Raw genomic sequence first — 16,877 nt, 5'->3', positions numbered from 1 at the left:
GTGGATGCCATTAAGGCACTTGGCCAAATCGAAGAGCAGCGCGAATTCGATTTTTCCGCGCAGGACTTCAAATACATTCAGGACTTTATGCTCAGGGAGACGGGTATATCTCTCTCTGAGCGCAAAAACTCCATGGTGTATGGCCGGTTGGCAAGGCGGTTGCGTCGCACGGGAATTGATAACTTCCCGGACTACTTTGCGCGGGTGGAAAGCGACATTGATGAGCGTGTTGCTTTCATCAATGCACTGACGACAAACAAGACTCAGTTTTTCCGTGAAAAGCACCACTTCGATTATCTGGCCCAAACCATGGTGCCTCAATGGCAGCGCCAAAACAAAAAGCGGATAAGAATCTGGTCAGCGGGCTGTTCGACAGGCGAAGAGCCTTACACCATCGCTTCCACGTTGGCCTCGTGTGGCCTTTTGAGCAGCGGTTATGACTGCAAAATCCTTGCAACGGATCTTGATACGCAGGTGTTGGAGGTGGCACAGAACGGTACCTATGGCATTGAAGCGACCAAGGTGATACCGGAAAACATCCTCCGCTACGGCTTTATTCGCGGGAAGGGGCAAAAACAGGAACTGCTGAAAGTGAAGCCAAGTGTCAGACAGGCTATCACCTTCAAGCAACTGAACCTGACAGCACATTGGCCACACAAAGGGCCACTTGATGCCATTTTTTGCCGCAATGTAATGATCTATTTCGAGAAAGATATGCAGCAACAGCTTATCTACCGTTTCTGGGAGAAGCTGGGCAGCGGCGGCATTCTCTTTATCGGTCATTCAGAGAGTATCGGGCAAATGGGGAACCGGTTTGAGAACCTCGGTCAAACCATGTTCCTTAAGCCCTGATAGCGTGTATTCACTCCGGATTAAAGAGCGAACAGAGCCTTTGTATGCATAAGATTCTGGAGCTTACCGGCTGCCCTATAGGGGCGGGTGCCAGACGTTTTTTTCACCCCGGTAAGCAGATGATGATGGTTAAAATTCAGCCCGGCGAGGTTTATGTGACTTCGGAGCGTGAGCTGATTTCCACAGGGCTGGGATCCTGCATCTCAGCGTGCGTGTGGGATCCCTTCATTGAGCTCGGCGGAATGAACCACTTTATGTTGCCATTCGGTGATGCCGATGACATTGCAGGCTGGGATCCGACCCAGTGGCGATCTAATGCGGCCCGTTATGGCAACTATGCGATGGAGCTGTTGATCAATACCATGATCCAGCAAGGCGCTATTAAGAGTCGGCTGCGGGTCAAATTATTCGGCGGTGGAATGGTGATGGGCAAACACGCCAATATTGGCGAGAAAAATATTCAGTTCATCCGCAATTATGTGAAAGACGAAGGGCTGACGCTGGTCGGGGAGGATCTTGGCAGTGAGTTTCCACGGAAAGTCGTGTTCGACCCAATGACAGGCAAGGCATGGGTGAAAAAACTGCGTGGTTACCGAGGTGAAGTAGAAGTCGAAGAACGCAATTACAAGCGTCGCCTTGTTAATGAGGCGAAACGTGATGATGGCGAGAGTGCGGAGCTTTTCTGATGGGAAAAAAAGTACACAAAGTACTGATTGTTGATGACTCTGCCGTATTTAGAGCATTGCTCAGTGAGATTATTGATTCTGACCCGCAACTGGAAGTTGTGGGCGTGGCGGTCGACCCCTACGAGGCCAGAGAGAAGATCAAAAAACTCAAACCGGATGTGATCACGCTTGATATTGAAATGCCCAAAATGGACGGTGTGCAGTTTCTTAAGAACCTGATGCGCCTACATCCTATGCCGGTGGTGATGATCTCAACCCTTACCCAGCATGGTGCAGAAGCAACACTGGCTGCACTGGATATCGGGGCGGTGGATTACTTCCCCAAACCCACGGAGAACGTGGCATCCGAAATGAGCAACTACCGCCAGCTGGTGGTTGAAAAAGTCAAAATGGCCGCAACGGCGAATATCGCAGGTGCGGTACACCGTTCACCGAAAGAGATCAGCGTGACTGGGCGTCAGCTCAACTCGCCTTATGACATCATTGCGATTGGAGCGTCTACCGGGGGAACAGAAGCCATTCGGAATGTGTTGGAAGCGTTGCCTGAGCTGATGCCACCAATCGTTATCACCCAGCATATCAAAGCGGTGTTCAGTAAATCTTTTGCTGAACGCCTCCACCGTGTTTCCAAGCTGCATGTCGAAGAACTTTCTACCGACCAGGCTCCCCTTATCAATGGCCGGGTTTACGTCGCGCCGGGGGACTTCCATATGAAGATAGAAAAACGCGGAGGCCGGTACTACTGCACCCGTTGTGATAGTGAGCCTGTTCAGCGCCACAAGCCTTCGGTAGATGTGATGTTTTCTTCCGTGGCTCAGGCTGCGGGGGAAAAAGCCATGGCCATTTTGCTGACCGGTATGGGGCGGGATGGCGCACAGGGAATGCTGGAAATGCGTCAGGCTGGCGCAACCACAGTTGCGCAGGATGAAAATACCTCCGTGGTGTGGGGGATGCCGAGAGTGGCGGTGGAATTAGAAGCGGCACAGCAGGTATTGCCGTTGGAGAAAATCGCAACCTATCTGGTAGGCAAAGTCTATGGCTAAAAAGAATGCGAGAATCATCATAGCATTGGTGGGGGTTATCGCAGGCTGTTTACCTCTGGTCTTTGAACAGTCTGCGTTGAATATCTTGGCTTCGGCTGGTGTGGCTATTGCTGTGCTTCTATTGTGGCGGAACAGCAGCAACACAAATGCTAAGCCTGTTGAGTCTTTACCACCACAGGATGACGATTCTGTGTCTGTGGAAAGCACGGCTATCCTGCACAAAATCCACAATATCCTCAATATTGAGCTTATTCCTATCCGTGAGCAGTTGGAACGCCAACAAGACGTTATCAATAACTCTGTCCAAAACCTCAACAACAGCTTTTTTGGTATGGAGCGCGCTGTCGCCCAGCAGTCAACGTTGGCAAAGCATATGGTCGGCGATCTGCTAAACAACGAAGAAAGCGAATATAGCCTGACCAAAGTGCTGCCTGAAACCGGACAGGCTATCGATCAGTACATCGAATTGCTGGTTACTGTGTCAGAGAAGTCCATCACAGCGATCCACTGCATCCACGATATGTCAGAGAAACTTGGAGCGGTATTCAACCTGCTCGACCAGGTACAGGCCATGTCTGACCAAACCAACTTGCTGGCACTGAATGCCGCGATTGAAGCGGCAAGGGCGGGCGAAATGGGACGTGGTTTTGGTGTGGTTGCATCTGAAGTACGTGACCTGGCGAACAAGGCTTCGAGCTTGAACAGTCAGATCCACCGGGATATCAACTTGGCGCAGGATACGGTGAAACAAACCAGTGCTATTGTCGGTGAAATCGCGACGCTGGATATGACCACTTCTATCGAATCCAAAACCCGTATCGAAGGGCTGCTGCAAGGCGTTCAACGTGTGAACCAGGAAGTTACCCTTGAGATAGGTAAGGTGACCGAGCAGGGTGATGCGGTGCGCGCGGAGGTAAGTAAGAGTATTCAGGGGCTGCAATTTGCGGACATCGTTTCGCAGCAAGGCCAGCATGTTTTGAGTAATTTGCACATTCTGGAAGATCTGAATGCGTTGATCACAAAAACCATAGAATCCGGAAATATTGATTGGGTAGCCTTGCATAAGGCTGTGGACGAAATTGAGGAATTGGCTGGCTCTTCTGAGCGAGCCCCCGCTAAGCAAATGTCAGCCGATGAAGGCGACATCGAACTGTTCTAGGAGACGATATGGCTATCAGTCGAGAAGAAAAAAATGACGGCAATACTGTCGTTATCCACGTAAATGGTCAGTTTGATTTTAGCGTTGTGCAGGAGTTCCGTGACGCTTATCAGGACTTGCAGGGCAAGGAAATCATCGTGGATTTTCGCGGCACCGAATACATAGACAGTGCCGGCTTGGGAATGCTGCTCAACATGCTGACGTTTTTGAACAAGAAGGAAGGAGATATCCGCCTGATCAACACCATGCCCCAGATAAAGCGTGTATTGATCATTGCGCGTTTTGAGAAAAAATTCATCATTGAGTGATGTGCCAGGAGGTTAGCGAGTGAAAGTACTCATAGTTGAAGACGAAGTCTCGCTACAGTGCTTCCTTGAACATGTGCTCAAGGATGAGTTTGAAGAGATCCTGATTGCAGACAACGGCAAGATGGCGCTGGATATGTTGGCGGCGATGGAAGACTTGCCGAATCTGATCATCATGGATGTGCTCATGCCTGAAATGGATGGTTTCGAAGCTGCGCGGAAAGTGCGCCAGCGCTATAAAAGCCATTATCTGCCCATCATTTTTCTCACTGGTATTACCGACAATGATGCGTTCAACCGCTGTATGACCCTTGGTGACGACTTTCTCACCAAGCCTATCAGCCGCACTACCATTGTTGCCAAAGTCCGTGCCCATAGCCGCAATATCCGTCTTTACAACGAAGTTGCTGTTCAACGCGACACTCTCAAGCATTTCCATGCTCACACCCTGTATGAACACACCATGGCGGAAACGATATTCAGGAACTTGATGCAAGCGTGCTATCAGGGTGCTCATGGTGTTGATTTTTATACCAGCTCTTACACAAATTTTAATGGTGACGTCGTGCTAGTCACGCCCAGACCCCAAGGCGGGATATACGCAATGTTAGCTGATGCGACAGGGCATGGGCTTCCCGCCGCCATTTCTTCAATACCAGCGACGAAAGCATTTTTTGCGATGACGAAAAACGGTTTTGCTCTGGGCGATATCGTGAAAGAAATGAACAGTACCCTCAAAAAATTCCTTCCCCCTGGAATGTTGGTTGCTGCCAACCTGTTTGAAGTCTCAGCCAATGGCTTGGATGTAAACTGGTGGGGTGGGGGGATGCCTGATGGGTACCTGCTGGATAAAAATGGCGAAGTGAAGCAGCGTCTTCCTTCTGTGCATATGGCGTTAGGTGCGATGGATAGTGAGGACTTTGAGGCTGATGTTGTCGCCTTGCGCCTTGAAGACGGAGACAAGCTGTTTTTCTTTACTGATGGTGTGACAGAAGCACGCGATGTCAATGGTGCAGAGTTGGGTGAAGAAGGACTGGAGGCGATATTCACGGAACCACTTGGTAGCATCATTCAAACCACGCAGGATCGCATTAGTGCATTTACCGGCGGTGTGGGGGTTGGTGACGATATGTCGATGCTGGAGATGACTGCACCGATAGAAAGCGGGGTAGAGCTGCAACCCGGGAATCCCGAATATTACGAGCGCCGCTCTCCGGCTCAGTTGACCGTTTATTTCGGTGCCAATGAGCTTCGTAAGGTCAACCTGATCGGTGAAGTACGGCGCATGCTAAAAGGGACGCTCGGCAGTAACCTCGATCTAGATCTGATGTGTACTGTGTTGTCAGAACTTATCAATAACGCCCTTGAGCACGGTCTGTTGGGGCTGGAGTCTACACTCAAAACTGATGATGACGGTTTCCTCGATTACTACATCGAGCGTCAGGCCAGGTTAGAAGCCTTGAATGATTTTGCGTATCTCGAGGTCGGCATTTCTTTCAACCCCTCAAAGCGGGAGCTGGCTTTCTACATTACCCATAACGGTGAGGGTTTTTATTACGAAGATGCAGACAGCTCGCTGGAAGATTCTGTCGCCCGGTGTGGGCGGGGGATAGCGCTGGTCTCTGAGCTTTGTGATTCGTTTGAGTATCTGGATGAAGGCCGCTCTGCCCGAGGTACATACAAATTGGCAGCAGGGATGGAGTACAACGCCTAGCAAAGCCAAGCACCACAATTCCAAGTCCGGCCATGATCTGCCGGACTTTTTTTCCTCGTCCTGTGGGACTTTTCGGGGGCGCCTAGCTAAGGCTTTCTTTTTAGGGAAGATGAAGGTATTTCGATTCGCTGAATTTCAGGCAAAAAAAATCCCAGTCCGAAGACTAGGATTCTTTAAAGTGGCTCCCCCTGCATGACTTGACGGGGACGCCTAGTTGGGCCCGCCTAGGGTTGCGACATCAGCGCGAAGCGCTGAATAACAGACAAAAAAAGCCTCGTCTTTCGTCGGGGGCGCCTAGCTAAGGCTTTCTTTTGTGGAAGATGAAGGTATTTCGATTCGCTGAATTTCAGGCAAAAAAAATCCCAGTCCGAAGACTAGGATTCTTTAAAGTGGCTCCCCCTGCAAGACTTGAACTTGCGACATACGGATTAACAGTCCGCCGTTCTACCGACTGAACTAAGGGGGAATTGTTTGTTACTGATAAGCGAGCTTATCAATCACCATTTTTAAATTGTTGCCTAGGGCGGAATTGACCGCGCCCGGCTAGGGACCGACACATTTCTGCGAAGCAGAAACCAGAATCAATCACCATCTTAAAATGGTGCCTCGAGGCGGAATCGAACCACCGACACGGGGATTTTCAATCCCCTGCTCTACCGACTGAGCTATCGAGGCAGGGATGTAAGTGCGAGACTATACATCAAAAAAGTGGTGCCGGCTACCGGAGTCGAACTGGTGACCTACTGATTACAAGTCAGTTGCTCTACCAACTGAGCTAAGCCGGCACACAAACCGTGGAAACGTTGCTTCTTATTGAGCCACATTTCCTGTAACCGAATCATCGATTACTGAAATATGGTGCCTCGAGGCGGAATCGAACCACCGACACGGGGATTTTCAATCCCCTGCTCTACCGACTGAGCTATCGAGGCAACGAGGTGCATTAAACGGATTTTGAGCCTTACCGTCAACACCTTTTTTTAAAAAAAAACGTCACAATGCACTGTTTGGCTGTATTTGCGCCAATTTGCGCCAAAAGCATACGATTTGCAGGCTGTGAACGCAGGAATTAACGCATTGAACGAAACTCTTTTTGGAATTTTGTCACCTTCTGAAGATAGCGACGCGACTCCGAAGAGGGATGTTTATTGGTTAATGCCCAGTAAACCTGGTTGGGATTTAAGCGGTTAAGGTCGTTCATCGCCCTTTTGCGGTCGGAACGATGGAAAGTTTTAAGCACATTGCCTGTCCCGCCGTTGTACGCAGAGATCATGCTGTAGTGTTTTGACAGCGGATCGCGCACGTCTTTCAGGTATCGGGTTTTCAGGATATAGAAATATGCCGTACCGGCATCAATGTTCCTTGCCGGGTCAAACAGGTATTCCGGGGTGGGTTCACCGCTACGGTTTTTCACCAGTTTGAATACGTCACGCCCGGCAGTTTTCGGTACCACCTGCATCAGGCCATAGGCATTGGCCCAACTCACCGCATACGGGTTGAAGCTGCTTTCGGTTTTAATGATGGCGTAGATCAGCTCTTCTGATATGCCATAGCGCTTGGAGGCGTCGCGGATAAGGTTGGCGTACTGGTAGCGGCGTTTACTGGAGTGATCCTGCACCATGGGGATCTCCACATAGAACACCTTCTGGAACTTGAGCGCTTTGGTTTTTATCTTGTTCTCAACCAGGTAATCGGCAAAGCGGGTGGCGCGCCATTCCCAGGCAATTTCTTTTCCATCCTGATCGAGCACCTGACCTTGCAAAAACGGTTCGCCGGAAAGCGGAACCTCTGCCGCCGAGTAAAGATCGACAGAAGCGGGATCGTTAGGCGTCAGCAAGGTAGTGACGATCGCCTGTTTCAAATGCTGTTTCGGATCTTCCGTTGATACCGTTTCAATGGTGATCAGGCCATTGGCAAAATCTACCCGCGCGCGGCTCAGGTAGTTGTCGGTGTACTTTACGTAATCCTGCTTGCCCGAGACATAGACTTCATTTTTGCCCCAGCGGTTTTCAATATCGCCGGTAAAGCTGTTGATGAGGTTATCCAGCGCAGCGATGTCTTTTTCGAACTGGCCTGGGAGTGGGGCAAGGTTTTTGGCAAAACGGTTGGTGGTTTCGTAACTGACCCCCAGTGTTGATTCAACCATTTCTCGGCTGCAACCTGTGATCATGAGCGTCAGAATTAAAAGGGTAAGTACGCGGTGCAAAACTTGAATTCCATAGAAACAAAAAAGCATCCCGATCAGCGTAATCAGGATGCCTTAATTTACAAAGTGATATGTGCACTTTGTGTGCTGAACACCTTACTCTGAAGGTGGGGTGTAGCCTTCGATCACGGTATCGTGACCTTCAAACAGGTATTTCACCATTTCTTCTTCAAGCAGTTTGCGGTGCTCTGGATCCATCATGTTGAGCTTTTTCTCGTTGATCAGCATGGTTTGTTTGCTTTGCCACTGTGCCCAAGCTTCTTTGGAGATGTTATCGAAAATGCGTTTGCCCAGTTCGCCCGGGTAAAGCTGAAAATCCAGGCCATCTGCTTCTTTGTTCAGGCGCTGGCAAAAAACGGTACGGCTCATCATTAAGCTCCTAATTTTTGTTCGAAGTCTGCAATTCTCTGGTCAGGCTCTCCAGCAACTTCTGCACTGGCGCAGCCAGCCCGACTTTCGCTGGTTGGGTTAAGTTATACCAAAGCCCGCCGTTGCCTTCCATGATCCCGTTGTTTCCCATGTTGTTAGGTTTACTGTGTAACTGGACGCGAACTGGAACAATATCCAGATGAAAGTGGCTGAATGTGTGGCGAAATGCGGTTAAGTGTTCAGGCTGTTCAAAGCTGCCGGATGCGAGCTTGCCCGAAACAAACTGGTCTGCTGCTTTCTCTGTGGTTTCCGGCAGACACCAGAGGCCACCCCACAAACCTGCGGGTGGGCGCTGTTCCAGCCAGACTTGATCCTCATACTGAAACAGAACGAAGCAGGTTTCTTTTTCGGGCAGGGTTTTCTTTGGCTTTTTGCCGGGAAAATCTGCCTGGCGGCTCAGGGCGTTGGCTTCACAGCTATAGTTGACGGGGCAGATATCGCACTTGGGTTTGCTTCGGGTACAGATCATGGCGCCCATGTCCATCATGGCCTGGTTGTAGCGCTGCACACCGTCTGTTGGCGTATTCGATTCAGCCAGTTCCCATAAACGGTTCTCAACCGGCTTCTTACCCGGCCAGCCTTCAACGGCAAAATGGCGAGACAGGGTGCGTTTTACGTTGCCGTCCAGAATAGGATGGTGCTGACCTAAAGAAAGCGACAACACGGCGCCTGCCGTAGAGCGGCCAACGCCCGGCAGCGCCATCACATCGTCAATGTTGGTAGGGAATTCGCCATTGTAATCAGTGGCAATTTTCTTGGCGGCTTTGTGCAGGTTGCGGGCACGGGCGTAGTAGCCAAGACCGGTCCAAAGGTGCAGCACTTCATCCAGTTCGGCATTTGCCAAGTCCACGACGGTGGGGAAGCGCGCCATAAAACGTTCGAAATAGGGGATCACGGTTGCAACCTGGGTTTGCTGTAACATGATCTCGGAAAGCCACACTTTGTATGGCGTTTTCTCTTGCTGCCACGGCAGGGTTTTTCTGCCGTATTTGTCATACCAGCCCAGGATGGCATCGGAAAAACGCTGACTCACTTTACTTGCTCTTGGTTATAGTTATTGGCGCACAGTCTACTACGTGGGGCAGTCAAAAAAGACCACGATTTGCGGAAAGATTTGTGCACCCTGTGCGCAGGGCTTGCACCATGGCGCAATCTTTGGATAATGCGCGATCCGCTTAACTTTTCTTCATTATTGAGTTGCAGGCAAAAAACCATGGCAGAAGTCAACAAACCCGAGCTGACCGAAGACGGTAAAGTTCTTCGTAAAATCAGAAGCTTTGTCCGTCGTGAAGGACGTCTAACCAAGGGGCAGGAGCAGGCAATGAACGATTGCTGGCCGACCATGGGTATCGACTTCCAACAGGAAAAGCTGAACTGGGTAGAAGTGTTCGGTAACGACAACCCTGTTGTGCTGGAAATCGGGTTTGGTATGGGCGCATCTTTGGTTGAAATGGCCAAGAATGCACCAGAGAAAAACTTCATTGGTATCGAAGTGCACAGCCCAGGTGTGGGTGCATGTCTGATGGCTGCACGTGATGCGGGTATTACCAACCTGCGTGTGATGTGTCATGACGCCGTTGAAGTGTTCGAATTCATGCTGCCAGAGCAGAGCCTGGACACAGTGCAACTCTTCTTCCCTGACCCATGGCACAAGAAGCGTCACCACAAGCGCCGTATCGTGCAGGCTGAATTTGCAGAAATGCTACGCAGCAAGCTGAAAATTGGTGGTATTTTCCACATGGCGACTGACTGGGAAAACTATGCTGAACACATGGTTGAAGTGATGGATGTGGCGCCGGGTTACAAAAATACCGCGGTTGATGGCCCTTACATCCCACGCCCTGAAGAGCGTCCACTGACCAAGTTTGAAGCGCGCGGTCACCGTCTTGGCCACGGTGTCTGGGATATGAAGTACGCACGTATCAGCTAACAGGCTGTAAGAAAACGCTGCTGAAACACTGAAAGCCAACCTCGTGTTGGCTTTTTTGACTATTGGAGATCGTAATGAAACCAACCCCTGAATTGCTCAGTGCCATCTTGGAAGAGGTGCGTCTTTTGATTGGGCAGGGAAAAGTGGCCGACTATATTCCTGCTTTGAAAGAAGTGTCTGCCGATAAGCTTGGCATTGCGGTGTGTTACAACGATGGCGAAATCATTACCGCCGGTGATGCCGAAGAGCCGTTTTCCATTCAGTCTATTTCCAAAGTGCTGAGCCTGACGCTGGCTCTGCAAAATTATCAGCCAGAGGAAATCTGGCAGCGCGTGGGTAAAGAGCCTTCCGGCCAGGCGTTCAATTCCATGATCCAGCTGGAGATGGAGCAAGGGATCCCGCGTAACCCGTTTATCAATGCCGGTGCGCTGGTGGTGTGCGACATGCTCCACAGCCGTCTTTCGGCGCCGCGCCAGCGCATGCTGGAATTTGTGCGCCTGCTTTCCGGCAACAACCACCTTTGCTATGACAAAGTGGTGGCTGCTTCGGAAATGGAGCACAGCGATCGCAACGCAGCCATCGCCTACCTGATGCGGGCATTTGGCAATTTCGACAACGATGTGATGCCAGTGCTGGCGAACTATTTCCACTATTGTGCGCTGCGTATGAGCTGTGTCGATCTCGCTAAGACATTTAACTATCTGGCAAATAAGGGACTTCCTTTAGGCGCAGAAAAAACAATTGTCAGCCAGACTCAAAGTAAGCAGATCAATGCCCTGTTGGCGACCTGCGGTTTGTACGATGGTGCGGGTGAGTTTGCCTACCGTGTTGGCATGCCGGGTAAATCCGGTGTAGGTGGCGGGATTGTGGCGATTGTACCAGGCGAGATGTCTATCGCTGTCTGGTCTCCGGAACTTGATCCTTCCGGCAACTCACTGGCGGGTACAGCAGCACTAGAACTGCTGGCCGAGCGCATCGGGCGTTCAATTTTTTAGTGCGTATCCTGGCTTTTCGCGAGGCTATCAGCCGGTTTGCGCCTGTGATGTGGAGAAGTAATATGGGAATAGCGAATCTGACTAAGATGCTGAAGGCATCGGCAATCCTGACGCTGTGGCTGCCATTTTTCGCAGCAGCAGACAGCTGTCGACCTGAACTGCACGGTGATATTGAGATCAGCGCTGACAGCGTGATCATCGAGAAAAACAACAACCGTTTCCGCATTGAGCCAAACGGTAACCTCTATGTTGATGTGCACAGGGTGAAATTGAATGACGCGCAGAAAGCGTCGCTGACCGCCTACAGTAAGACAGTACGCAACGACCTACCTTTTATCGGACGTTCCCTTTCTGAAGAGTTGCACAACTCCTGGATGGCGCTGGACGGCGTGATTGCCGCAGAGCTGGGTGACAGCAGCGCGCTGCGTGGTGAGCTGGGCGATTTTCACCAGCATTTGCAGCGCCAGGTAATGGCATCCCTGTATTCACCAGACCGTTCGCCATACCTGAAACACAAGGCGCTGGAAATGGCGGTGCAGGAAATCGAAGCCAGTGTCCCGCAATTGATTGCCACGGTTTCGAGCCGCGGTTTGATGGACATTGCGACCCTGAGTGCCGGGGAATCCAACAAGATGCAGTTTATTTCCAGAAAGATGGCAACCCTGCAAAACCGTATTTCAGACGAAGTGCGCGTTCAGCAAAACCGCACCCAGGGATTGCGTCAGGATGTGTGTACCCGCCTGAGCCAGTGGCAGGAGCAGGAGGCTGAAATTTCCAGCCTGATCCCAGCGCTGTCGGGCTGGAAAACGGTAACAGTGACCAAGTACTGACTGTTCCGGGAAGCTCAGAAAACTAAAACGCACGGTTCTGACTCCGCGCGTTTTTTGTTGCCGGCACCGGAATTAGGGGCGGTAGGTAAACTCGTAGTCCACGCTCTCCCAGGCGTTATCTATCTGGCGCATATAGTCACGAAGATCTTTGGCTTCAACATGGTTGGTTTTGGCACGGTAGTAGTAATCAGCCTCGACATAGGTCTTGTTGAACAACACGTCTCCGGGGCCATCAACGGTTTTCAGTGAGCTGGAAAACTCAAAGAAAGGGTTACTGACTTTATTGTCAGACTGTTCGATATCCCAGCTTTCCGGCAGGCTCAGTTTGATGTTCTGGCGGATTGCTCCTTCACGGCCAAGGCGGAAAGGGGTTTTGCGGCGGATAAGATCCGGCTTGATCAGATAGTCATCCACGATGTCACCAGAGATCACGAACTTGTAGGTATCATCCTCTTTCGACCACAAATCCCCAATCACATACGCTTCGTTGAGCGTTACTTCATTGCTTTCCATGTCATCATCGACCGTCAGTGGACGGAGAAAATCGAGGCCACCGAAAAAGCCCGCGTAATAGTTTGCGTACTCTTCGCTGAGTTCTTTCAGCGGCTTGGATTCGAGGTAACGGCGCCAGCGCTCGGCTTCCAGCCCGCGGTAAACGGTTTTGACCGTCAGGTAACTCTGCGCGTTGGCGTGATTGATCACGTAACGCTGCTCAATATCCTGGGTGACCGGCACTTTTGGTGGCGTCATCGCGGTGAGGTTGGTGCTCTCGGGCTGGATCACCAGTGCGTAACCGAGTTCGGACTGGGCGATGGTGTCCAGTCTGTTTCCTTGGTGGGTGCGTGTGGCATCTATCCACCAGCGGCTTCCTTCGTAATCCATTGCTACGATGACGTGGTTAAAGCTGTAAGGTGCTGCTGGCTGTGAAGGCAGGTGTTCGCGCCACGAGGTATCTACCAGCGCCGGGTACGCCTCTATGCCGAGTGCGCCCAGTAGTGAGGAGAGCAGCAGGGCTTTGTCTTTGCAGTCGCCATACCCTTGGGAGACGATTTGCGCCGGAGGGCGGGGCTGGTGCGAACCAATGCCGTTCTCAATGCCAAGGTAGCGGATATTGTTCTGTACGAAGTGGATGGCTGCAATGGCCTGCTTTTGGATGTCCTCCGGATAGGTCTGGCGGATGTCCGATGCCAGCGCTTTCACCTCATCATCGTCCGGATTGACCTGATACAGCGGCAGCGCCCAGTCGACCACGTCTTTCCAGTCACGGAAGCTGGATACATGCAGGTAAGGGTAGGGGTTAAACCAGCGTGGTTGTTCGGGTTCATCGAAATCATACAGCCCGTCGCGTTCTGAATAGGTAAAGGTGGTCACGCCGTTGTCGCGGGTCTGACGAAAATCCCCCAGACCTTTGCCGTCCAGATTGGTGACTGAAATGGTGCTGTCGGTGGGGGCAAGAATACGGGCATTGACCAAGGCGACCGTGCTCGCCCAGCCGGTTTTGATGTACCACTCGCGGTGGTCGCCAAACACAGGGTTATAGCCGCTGATGGTGTAGCTGAAATCGATAATGTCGCCGATTTTGACGTCATCCAGCACGATATGCAGGGTTTCATCGCCATTGTAGAGCAGCGAGTCCAAATCAACTTCGCGCTTGAACCTGTCAATCTGTGCTGTGGCTTTGCGATCCATGACCTTGCCGTCCCGCACCAGTTCCAGCCGGTGAACATTGACAGACTGGTAGCTTGGGTCAAAGTCGATGGATATTTGAGAAGCGGATTCAACCCCTTCAATGGCGGTCACTTTGCTGGTGTAGCGTTTGTATTCGACTGGCGTAGGGGTGACGAGGTTAACCTGCCTGTCGACTATCAAAAACTGCTGATCGTAGTAATGGCTGTCAGGCGAAGCCTGGGGGATCTCGGAAATGGGCACCACCCAGCCAGGGAGTGGTGCATAGATTGCGTTCTGTGCTTGCGCCAGGGTAGGCGGCGCAACGGGGAGCAGAACACACAGGGCAAACAGATACTTCTTCATCTACAACGCTGTCCTTTGCTTTCGAGAACAAAAGGCAGCGTCGTAAAAGCTGCCTACTCGTTGATGAAGCCTGCGAGCAGATCGTTCAGGAACAGTCGCCCTTTTTCTGTCACCTGCCAGTGGGTCTCTGTTTCACTCAGGAGCCCGGCAGACAGTGCGTTTTGAAGCGGCGCATCGACAGTTTCGAGTGGCAGTCCGGTGCGGGCAGGGAAGTCTGCTTTCGGGCACGGTTCAACCAGTCGGAAGCGGTTCATGAAAAACTCAAATGGCAGTTCATCACTTTCCACTATATGCAATTCACTGAGGTATTCTTTCTCAGGATCGAGATATCCGCGTGGATGTTTCACTTTTACTGTGCGTTGTACGGTACTGTTATCTAACGTAATTTTCCCATGGGCGCCACAGCCGATACCCAAATAATCCCCAAATCGCCAGTAGTTAAGGTTATGTCGGCACTGGTAACCCGGCTTGCTGTAGCCCGAGGTTTCGTACTGCACATATCCTGCCTCTGTCAGAAGCTGATGGCCTTGCTCGAAGATGTCCCAAAGGTCATCGTCATCCGGCAGTGTCGGCGGCTTGGAGTAATACTGGGTGTTGGGCTCGATAGTGAGCTGGTACCAGGACAGGTGCGGCGGGTTCAGTTCAATCGCCTGGCGCAGGTCATCCAGCGCACCGTCCAGCGATTGATCCGGCAGGCCGTGCATCAAATCGAGGTTAAAGCTGGCAAGACCGGCTTCGTGCGCAAGAGCAGCGGCGCGTTTGGCTTCAGCTGCACCATGGATACGGCCAAGGCGTTGCAGTTTCTGGTTATCGAAGCTTTGCACACCAATGGAGATGCGGTTTACACCGGCTTTGCGGTAGGCGACAAACTTATCAGCTTCCACGGTACCCGGGTTGGCTTCCATGGTGACTTCGATATTCTCCGCAAACGGGATTTGCGCTTGGATGCCCTGCAGCAGGCGTGAAATTTCCTGCGGGGACATCAGGCTAGGTGTGCCGCCACCGATAAAAATCGAATGCAACGCCCGGCCACTGACGCCTTCGAAGCGGTGTAAATCCTGCTTAAGGTCATCCAAAAGTGCATCGATGTAATCGTGCTCCGGCACGTCGCCTTTCAGCGTGTGAGAGTTGAAATCACAATACGGGCACTTTTGTACACACCAGGGAATGTGAACATAAAGGCTGAGTGGAATGTTTGTCGCCATGGCTGATTACTTCTCGCTGCCCATTGCTGCGAACAGCTTTTTCAGCGCCTGACCACGGTGGGAGATTTGCTTTTTCACTGCCGGTTCAATGTTGGCCAGGGTACAGCCATGCTCTTCCACATAGAACACAGGGTCGTAACCAAAGCCATGCGAGCCTGACGCTTCGCGGGCAATCTTGCCCTCAAATACGCCGTGGCACACCAGAGGCGTTGGGTCGTTAGCGTGGCGCATGTACACCAGCACACAGTGAAAGCGCGCGGTGCGTTTGTCATCCGGTGCATCTGCCATGCATTCCAGCAGTTTTTCCAGGTTGGCCTGGTCGCCTTTGCCTTCACCGGCATAACGCGCACTGTAAACACCCGGCGCGCCATTGAGGTAATCCACTTCCAGGCCGGAATCGTCTGCAATCGCTGGCAGGCCGGTTTCTTTGGCCGCGTGGCGTGCTTTGATGATGGCGTTTTCAATGAAGGTGGTGCCGGTTTCATCGGCGTCCTGTACTGAGAATTCGCTCTGTGCGAACACTTCCAGACCGAAATCCTGCAGCAAGTCTGCCATCTCTTTTACTTTGCCGGCGTTGCCTGTCGCCAGAACCACTTTGCTCATCGTTCTCTCCTGAATGGGTTGGCTGCCAATAAAAATGGCGCCTTTGCTGGGCGCCATCATACCGGAATGCGAGCGTGTGTTCACGCAGGCTCAATCGGCATAAAACGTCTGGTTGAAGGTGAGTTTGCCACTGCGGTTTCCGGCCGCATTGATATCTATGGAAAAGGTGTAGTTTTCCTCATTGGCAAAGCGAAGCTCAGCCAGATAGTAAATGGCATCTCCTTCGCGTACTTCCCGGAAAGTCAGCGGTTTTTTCACCCCCAGCAGGTTTCTCGCTTCACCGGTGAGGGTGGCGGTGACGGCTGGTTTACCTGCCTGGCGGTTATCCAGTACGGCAATGTTGATCAGCGCATTGATACCGCTTCGCTTGATGTCGTAAGCCTTGGCAACCTGAGGTGGAATGAAGGTGGAGTTGACGGCTGAATAGTGTACGTCGAGCGTGCCGATGGTTTTGTACTGACCGGCAAAAGCGGTTGGGGAGGCAATCATCAGCGCACTGACAATGAACAGGAGAATGCGTTTCATGACCGAAAATCCTTATCGGTAGAAAAACGTGCGCTGAGGTCGCGCACGTTTCGGTATTAGCTGTCGGGGATAAGGGGAATGAGGATCTCAGGCGTTAACACCGGACGCTGGATGCGAACTTGTTTGTGCCTGCCCAGTTCCCCTTTTTCAATCTCAATCTGGCCTTTGGCCACTTTGAACTGCTTGGACAGAAATTTGGTGAGATGGGCATTTGCTTTGCCATCCATCGGTGGGGCGGTGATGGCGAGCTTGATCTCCTCGCCATGTTGCCCCATCCACTGATCCCTACTGGCTTTCGGCTGGATGTAGAGCCTTAAAATAAGGTCTTCCTTTTCCCGCCACGCCGGCCGTTGTGTACTCATGT

Annotated in this window: 17 protein-coding genes and 4 tRNA genes; 9 read left to right on the top strand and 12 right to left on the bottom strand. The window is 51.7% G+C overall.

What is annotated here, in order from left to right:
* The 6 genes from KU854_RS08150 to KU854_RS08125 are packed head-to-tail and all read left to right on the top strand — an operon-like array spanning nt 1 to nt 5,759.
* Nucleotides 1-852, top strand: coding sequence for a CheR family methyltransferase (locus KU854_RS08150; RefSeq protein WP_218357942.1), 852 nt, complete (start codon nt 1-3; stop codon nt 850-852).
* Nucleotides 853-896: 44 nt separating this feature from the next.
* Nucleotides 897-1,538 (top strand): chemotaxis protein CheD, encoded by a 642-nt coding sequence (locus KU854_RS08145; protein ID WP_054779443.1) that lies wholly within the window; start codon nt 897-899, stop codon nt 1,536-1,538.
* On the top strand, nt 1,538-2,581 hold the full coding sequence (locus KU854_RS08140) for a protein-glutamate methylesterase/protein-glutamine glutaminase (RefSeq protein ID WP_218357940.1): 1,044 nt from the start codon (nt 1,538-1,540) through the stop codon (nt 2,579-2,581). Before KU854_RS08145 ends, KU854_RS08140 begins: the two co-directional genes overlap by 1 nt.
* Entirely contained in the window at nt 2,574-3,740 is a 1,167-nt protein-coding gene (locus tag KU854_RS08135) for a methyl-accepting chemotaxis protein (RefSeq protein WP_218357939.1), read from the top strand. The genes KU854_RS08140 and KU854_RS08135 overlap by 8 nt, the downstream gene beginning before the upstream one ends.
* An 8-nt stretch (nt 3,741-3,748) precedes the next feature.
* A complete protein-coding gene (locus KU854_RS08130; RefSeq protein WP_218357938.1) occupies nt 3,749-4,048 on the top strand; it encodes an STAS domain-containing protein in 300 nt (99 codons plus the stop codon).
* 19 nt (nt 4,049-4,067) lie between these two features.
* A complete protein-coding gene (locus tag KU854_RS08125; RefSeq protein ID WP_218357937.1) occupies nt 4,068-5,759 on the top strand; it encodes an ATP-binding SpoIIE family protein phosphatase in 1,692 nt (563 codons plus the stop codon).
* Between the two features lie 390 nt (nt 5,760-6,149).
* On the opposite strand, the gene KU854_RS08120 is transcribed toward KU854_RS08125, so the two are convergent.
* The 7 genes from KU854_RS08120 to mutY all read right to left on the bottom strand — a co-directional run bounded on the left by KU854_RS08120 (nt 6,150) and on the right by mutY (nt 9,427).
* Nucleotides 6,150-6,225, bottom strand: a tRNA-Asn gene (locus tag KU854_RS08120).
* A 133-nt stretch (nt 6,226-6,358) separates the two neighbouring features.
* Nucleotides 6,359-6,434: transfer RNA gene (locus KU854_RS08115), tRNA-Phe, on the bottom strand.
* Nucleotides 6,435-6,468: 34 nt separating this feature from the next.
* Nucleotides 6,469-6,544: transfer RNA gene (locus tag KU854_RS08110), tRNA-Thr, on the bottom strand.
* A 71-nt stretch (nt 6,545-6,615) separates the two neighbouring features.
* A tRNA-Phe gene (locus KU854_RS08105) sits at nt 6,616-6,691 on the bottom strand.
* Nucleotides 6,692-6,828: 137 nt separating this feature from the next.
* A complete protein-coding gene (gene mltC / locus KU854_RS08100; RefSeq protein ID WP_255555474.1) occupies nt 6,829-7,905 on the bottom strand; it encodes a membrane-bound lytic murein transglycosylase MltC in 1,077 nt (358 codons plus the stop codon).
* A gap of 156 nt (nt 7,906-8,061) precedes the next feature.
* The gene (locus KU854_RS08095; RefSeq protein WP_054780560.1) at nt 8,062-8,334 is read right to left on the bottom strand and encodes an oxidative damage protection protein; all 273 of its coding nucleotides are present in this window, start codon (nt 8,332-8,334) and stop codon (nt 8,062-8,064) included.
* 10 nt (nt 8,335-8,344) lie between these two features.
* Nucleotides 8,345-9,427: an A/G-specific adenine glycosylase gene (gene mutY, locus KU854_RS08090; protein ID WP_218357935.1), complete on the bottom strand. Its 1,083-nt coding sequence runs from the start codon at nt 9,425-9,427 to the stop codon at nt 8,345-8,347.
* 180 nt (nt 9,428-9,607) lie between these two features.
* Here mutY and trmB point away from each other — a divergent pair, with 180 nt between their 5' ends.
* From trmB to KU854_RS08075, 3 genes are all read left to right on the top strand, one after another.
* Nucleotides 9,608-10,324: a tRNA (guanosine(46)-N7)-methyltransferase TrmB gene (gene trmB, locus KU854_RS08085; RefSeq protein ID WP_054780561.1), complete on the top strand. Its 717-nt coding sequence runs from the start codon at nt 9,608-9,610 to the stop codon at nt 10,322-10,324.
* 74 nt (nt 10,325-10,398) lie between these two features.
* On the top strand, nt 10,399-11,319 hold the full coding sequence (glsB, locus tag KU854_RS08080; protein ID WP_218357933.1) for a glutaminase B: 921 nt from the start codon (nt 10,399-10,401) through the stop codon (nt 11,317-11,319).
* 62 nt (nt 11,320-11,381) lie between these two features.
* Nucleotides 11,382-12,149, top strand: a complete 768-nt coding sequence (locus KU854_RS08075) for a DUF2884 family protein (protein WP_218357932.1) — start codon at nt 11,382-11,384, stop codon at nt 12,147-12,149.
* A 72-nt stretch (nt 12,150-12,221) separates the two neighbouring features.
* Here KU854_RS08075 and KU854_RS08070 read toward each other — a convergent pair whose 3' ends face one another.
* From KU854_RS08070 to yggU, 5 genes are all read right to left on the bottom strand, one after another.
* Complete coding sequence (locus tag KU854_RS08070; RefSeq protein WP_218357931.1) at nt 12,222-14,180, bottom strand: DUF3857 domain-containing protein; 1,959 nt, start codon at nt 14,178-14,180, stop codon at nt 12,222-12,224.
* Nucleotides 14,181-14,233: 53 nt separating this feature from the next.
* Nucleotides 14,234-15,385 (bottom strand): radical SAM family heme chaperone HemW, encoded by a 1,152-nt coding sequence (gene hemW, locus KU854_RS08065; protein ID WP_218357930.1) that lies wholly within the window; start codon nt 15,383-15,385, stop codon nt 14,234-14,236.
* A 6-nt stretch (nt 15,386-15,391) separates the two neighbouring features.
* Nucleotides 15,392-15,988: an XTP/dITP diphosphatase gene (locus KU854_RS08060; protein ID WP_054780564.1), complete on the bottom strand. Its 597-nt coding sequence runs from the start codon at nt 15,986-15,988 to the stop codon at nt 15,392-15,394.
* A gap of 90 nt (nt 15,989-16,078) precedes the next feature.
* The gene (locus KU854_RS08055) at nt 16,079-16,513 is read right to left on the bottom strand and encodes a DUF4426 domain-containing protein (protein ID WP_218357929.1); all 435 of its coding nucleotides are present in this window, start codon (nt 16,511-16,513) and stop codon (nt 16,079-16,081) included.
* A 56-nt stretch (nt 16,514-16,569) separates the two neighbouring features.
* Nucleotides 16,570-16,875 carry a DUF167 family protein YggU gene (gene yggU, locus KU854_RS08050; RefSeq protein WP_218357928.1) on the bottom strand — a complete coding sequence of 102 codons (306 nt, stop codon included), beginning with the start codon at nt 16,873-16,875 and terminating at the stop codon, nt 16,570-16,572.
* Between the last annotated feature and the right edge of the window lie 2 nt (nt 16,876-16,877).

The sequence above is a fragment of the Enterovibrio paralichthyis genome, assembly GCF_019209835.1.
GTDB lineage: Bacteria > Pseudomonadota > Gammaproteobacteria > Enterobacterales > Vibrionaceae > Enterovibrio > Enterovibrio paralichthyis.
Note: the sequence above shows the minus strand (reverse complement) of the source record. Positions and strands in the feature narration are given on the sequence as shown.

Coding starts and splice junctions, on each gene's coding strand:
- KU854_RS08145 (WP_054779443.1), top strand. CDS start 897: ATGCATAAGATTCTGGAGCTTACCGGCTGCCCTATAGGGGCGGGTGCC.
- KU854_RS08140 (WP_218357940.1), top strand. CDS start 1,538: ATGGGAAAAAAAGTACACAAAGTACTGATTGTTGATGACTCTGCCGTA.
- KU854_RS08135 (WP_218357939.1), top strand. CDS start 2,574: ATGGCTAAAAAGAATGCGAGAATCATCATAGCATTGGTGGGGGTTATC.
- KU854_RS08130 (WP_218357938.1), top strand. CDS start 3,749: ATGGCTATCAGTCGAGAAGAAAAAAATGACGGCAATACTGTCGTTATC.
- mltC (WP_255555474.1), bottom strand. CDS start 7,905: ATGGTTGAATCAACACTGGGGGTCAGTTACGAAACCACCAACCGTTTT.
- KU854_RS08095 (WP_054780560.1), bottom strand. CDS start 8,334: ATGAGCCGTACCGTTTTTTGCCAGCGCCTGAACAAAGAAGCAGATGGC.
- trmB (WP_054780561.1), top strand. CDS start 9,608: ATGGCAGAAGTCAACAAACCCGAGCTGACCGAAGACGGTAAAGTTCTT.
- glsB (WP_218357933.1), top strand. CDS start 10,399: ATGAAACCAACCCCTGAATTGCTCAGTGCCATCTTGGAAGAGGTGCGT.
- KU854_RS08075 (WP_218357932.1), top strand. CDS start 11,382: ATGGGAATAGCGAATCTGACTAAGATGCTGAAGGCATCGGCAATCCTG.
- KU854_RS08070 (WP_218357931.1), bottom strand. CDS start 14,180: ATGAAGAAGTATCTGTTTGCCCTGTGTGTTCTGCTCCCCGTTGCGCCG.
- hemW (WP_218357930.1), bottom strand. CDS start 15,385: ATGGCGACAAACATTCCACTCAGCCTTTATGTTCACATTCCCTGGTGT.
- KU854_RS08060 (WP_054780564.1), bottom strand. CDS start 15,988: ATGAGCAAAGTGGTTCTGGCGACAGGCAACGCCGGCAAAGTAAAAGAG.
- KU854_RS08055 (WP_218357929.1), bottom strand. CDS start 16,513: ATGAAACGCATTCTCCTGTTCATTGTCAGTGCGCTGATGATTGCCTCC.
- yggU (WP_218357928.1), bottom strand. CDS start 16,875: ATGAGTACACAACGGCCGGCGTGGCGGGAAAAGGAAGACCTTATTTTA.